General features: G+C 56.5%; 4 protein-coding genes and 1 tRNA gene. 4 read left to right on the forward strand and 1 reads right to left on the reverse strand.

Annotated features, from left to right (window positions below):
* Positions 1–3: 3 nt before the first annotated feature.
* Positions 4–93: transfer RNA gene (locus B2T33_RS19605), tRNA-Ser, on the reverse strand.
* A 316-nt stretch (positions 94–409) separates the two neighbouring features.
* On the opposite strand from B2T33_RS19605, the gene rplU reads away from it, so the two are divergent.
* From rplU to B2T33_RS19625, 4 genes are all read left to right on the forward strand, one after another.
* Positions 410–721, forward strand: a complete 312-nt coding sequence (rplU, locus tag B2T33_RS19610) for a 50S ribosomal protein L21 (protein WP_008889408.1) — start codon at positions 410–412, stop codon at positions 719–721.
* Positions 722–756: 35 nt separating this feature from the next.
* Complete coding sequence (rpmA, locus tag B2T33_RS19615; protein WP_008889409.1) at positions 757–1,017, forward strand: 50S ribosomal protein L27; 261 nt, start codon at positions 757–759, stop codon at positions 1,015–1,017.
* A 167-nt stretch (positions 1,018–1,184) separates the two neighbouring features.
* Positions 1,185–2,222, forward strand: coding sequence for a GTPase ObgE (obgE, locus tag B2T33_RS19620; RefSeq protein ID WP_286792937.1), 1,038 nt, complete (start codon positions 1,185–1,187; stop codon positions 2,220–2,222).
* A partial coding sequence (locus B2T33_RS19625) for a glutamate 5-kinase (RefSeq protein WP_414716651.1) occupies positions 2,219–2,685 on the forward strand: 467 nt, incomplete at its 3' end. The genes obgE and B2T33_RS19625, both read left to right, overlap by 4 nt.

Here is a 2,685-nt window from a genome sequence, read left to right on the forward strand (position 1 = left end):
GTTTGGCGGAGAGGGTGGGATTCGAACCCACGGTACTATTGCTAGTACAACGGTTTTCGAGACCGCCCCGTTCGACCACTCCGGCACCTCTCCGCATGTGTGGTCTTGGCGTTCGAGGCGGTGTTTACCGGGATGAGCGCCAGATTGCAAGAGGGAAATCTCAAATTTCACCGAACTCTTTTGCCTGGGCTTTTGGGGCGCGATGTTTGAACCGGTTTGCAAGTCTGGCAAGCTCGCTCAAATCTGCGGCTTTGGCATGCGATCCCGGGCGGCGTAAAAGGTCACTCTGTGGTTGACTCTTTGGGGCAAAAGCGGTAATTCACCCGTTCTTCGCAGCGGTTCGGTATCTGTTAGCAGCGGCACCGAGCTGCGCGTTTGTGTTTCCAGAATGTTTTTCAGGAACTTTTAGATGTACGCAATCATCAAAACTGGCGGCAAACAGTATAAAGTTGCTGCCAACGACGTTATCAAAGTCGAAAAGATCGCTGCCCAGGCCGGTGACACCGTGAAACTTGAAGAAGTTCTCATGGTTGCTGGCGACGGTGCGCCGAAGGTTGGTGCTCCGTTGGTCAAAGGTGCTTCTGTTACCGCAGAAGTTCTCGAGCAGGCCAAGGGCGACAAGGTGATCGTTTTCAAGAAAAAGCGCCGGCATAACTACCGTCGTAAAAATGGTCATCGCCAGAACCTGACTGTTCTGCGCATCAAGGACATCAAAGCCTGATTTATCAGGTTGAGATGCAGTTTTAGGAGAGTTTCATGGCTCATAAGAAAGCTGGTGGTAGTTCGCGCAACGGTCGTGACTCCGAAGGTCGCCGTCTCGGCGTTAAAAAATTCGGTGGTCAGGCAGTTGTTGCAGGCAACATTCTCGTTCGTCAGCGTGGCACCAAGTTCCATGCCGGTGACAATGTTGGCCTCGCCAAAGACCACACCCTGTTTGCGACTGTGAACGGTTCTGTCCAGTTCAAGTCGGGCTTCAAGGGTCGTACCTACGTAACCGTCGTTCCGGCCGAGGCGTAAGCCTCCCGTCGGCTGCGCGATACGTAGCAAGATTTTCGAGGGAGGAATGAGCAATCATTCCTCCCTTGTTTTATGTGATATAGAATTTCGGACCCCGTCGCTGCGCGTCCCTCGCGCACCGGGGAGCCAATATAAAGTGATAAACGGGTGCGCCCGAAGGACCGGTTATGAAGTTTCTCGATGAAGCCAAGATTTATGTGCGCAGTGGCCGCGGCGGTGCCGGTTCGGTCAGCTTCCGCCGTGAAAAATATATCGAGTATGGCGGGCCGGACGGCGGCGATGGCGGTCGCGGTGGCGACATCATCCTCGAGGCGGTCGAGAACCTCAACACCCTGATCGATTTCCGTTATCAGCAGCACTTCAAGGCTGAAGTCGGCATGCATGGCATGGGCCGGCAGCGTACTGGCCGGTCCGGCAAATCCATCACGATTAAGGTCCCGGTCGGAACACAGGTTCTTGCCGAAGATCGCGAAACCCTGATTGTCGATATGATCGAACCGGGTCAGACCTATCTGCTCTGCCGGGGTGGCGATGGCGGCCGTGGCAACACGCATTTCAAATCCTCCACCAACCAGGCACCGCGTCGTGCCGAAGAAGGCTGGCCGGCAGAGGAAATGTGGGTGTGGCTGCGCCTGAAGCTGATTGCCGATGCCGGCCTTGTTGGTCTGCCGAATGCCGGCAAATCGACCTTCCTTGCCGCATCCTCGCATGCGCGTCCGAAAATTGCCGATTATCCCTTCACCACCCTGCATCCGCAGCTGGGGGTTGTGAATGTCGATGATCACGAATTTGTTCTGGCCGACATTCCCGGCCTGATCGAAGGCGCATCCGAAGGCAAGGGCATCGGTACCCGTTTCCTTGGCCATATCGAACGCTGCGAAGTTCTGGTCCACCTGATCGATTGCGCCGAAGAAGATCCGGTCGCGACCTATAAGACGGTGCGTGAAGAACTTGAAGGCTACGCCGAAGAACTGGTCGAAAAGCCCGAAATCGTTGTCCTGTCCAAGGCTGATCAGCTCCTGCCCGAAATGGTCGAGGAGCAGCGCCAGATCCTTGAAAAGGGTATCGGCAAAAAGGTCTATGTCGTGTCCGGCGTGACCCAGCAGGGGCTCAAGGAAATCCATCGCGAAATCCGCGCCTATATCGAAGGCGAACGTGAACGCCGTGCGAGGGAAGGCCGCGAAGACGAGGGCTTCCAGCCGTGACAAGCAATGCCCTGGCGGATGCAAAGCGCCTGATCATAAAGGTGGGCTCGGCCCTGCTGGTTGATGAAAATACCGGCAAGCTGCGTCGTGCCTGGCTTGAAGCATTGGCTGATGATATCGCCCTTCTGCGCGAACGCGGGGTCGAGGTGATTGTGGTCTCCAGCGGTGCGATCGCCCTAGGCCGTCGTTTGCTCGGCCTTGATCACCGCACGATCAGTCTGGCCGACAAGCAGGCCGCCGCCGCCACCGGCCAAATCAGCCTGTCACAGGTCTGGCAAGAGGCGCTTGGTCGCAATGGCCTGACCATGGCACAGGTGCTGGTCACGCTTGAGGATATGGAAGGCCGTCGTCGCTACCTGAATGCCCGCGGGACGCTCAATGCCCTGCTTGGCCATGGTGCCATTCCGCTGATCAATGAAAACGATACCGTTGCGACCGAGGAAATCCGCTTTGGCGATAATGA

It is taken from the genome of Thalassospira sp. UBA4513 (genome assembly GCF_002388495.1).
Classification (GTDB): Bacteria; Pseudomonadota; Alphaproteobacteria; order Rhodospirillales; family Thalassospiraceae; genus Thalassospira; species Thalassospira tepidiphila.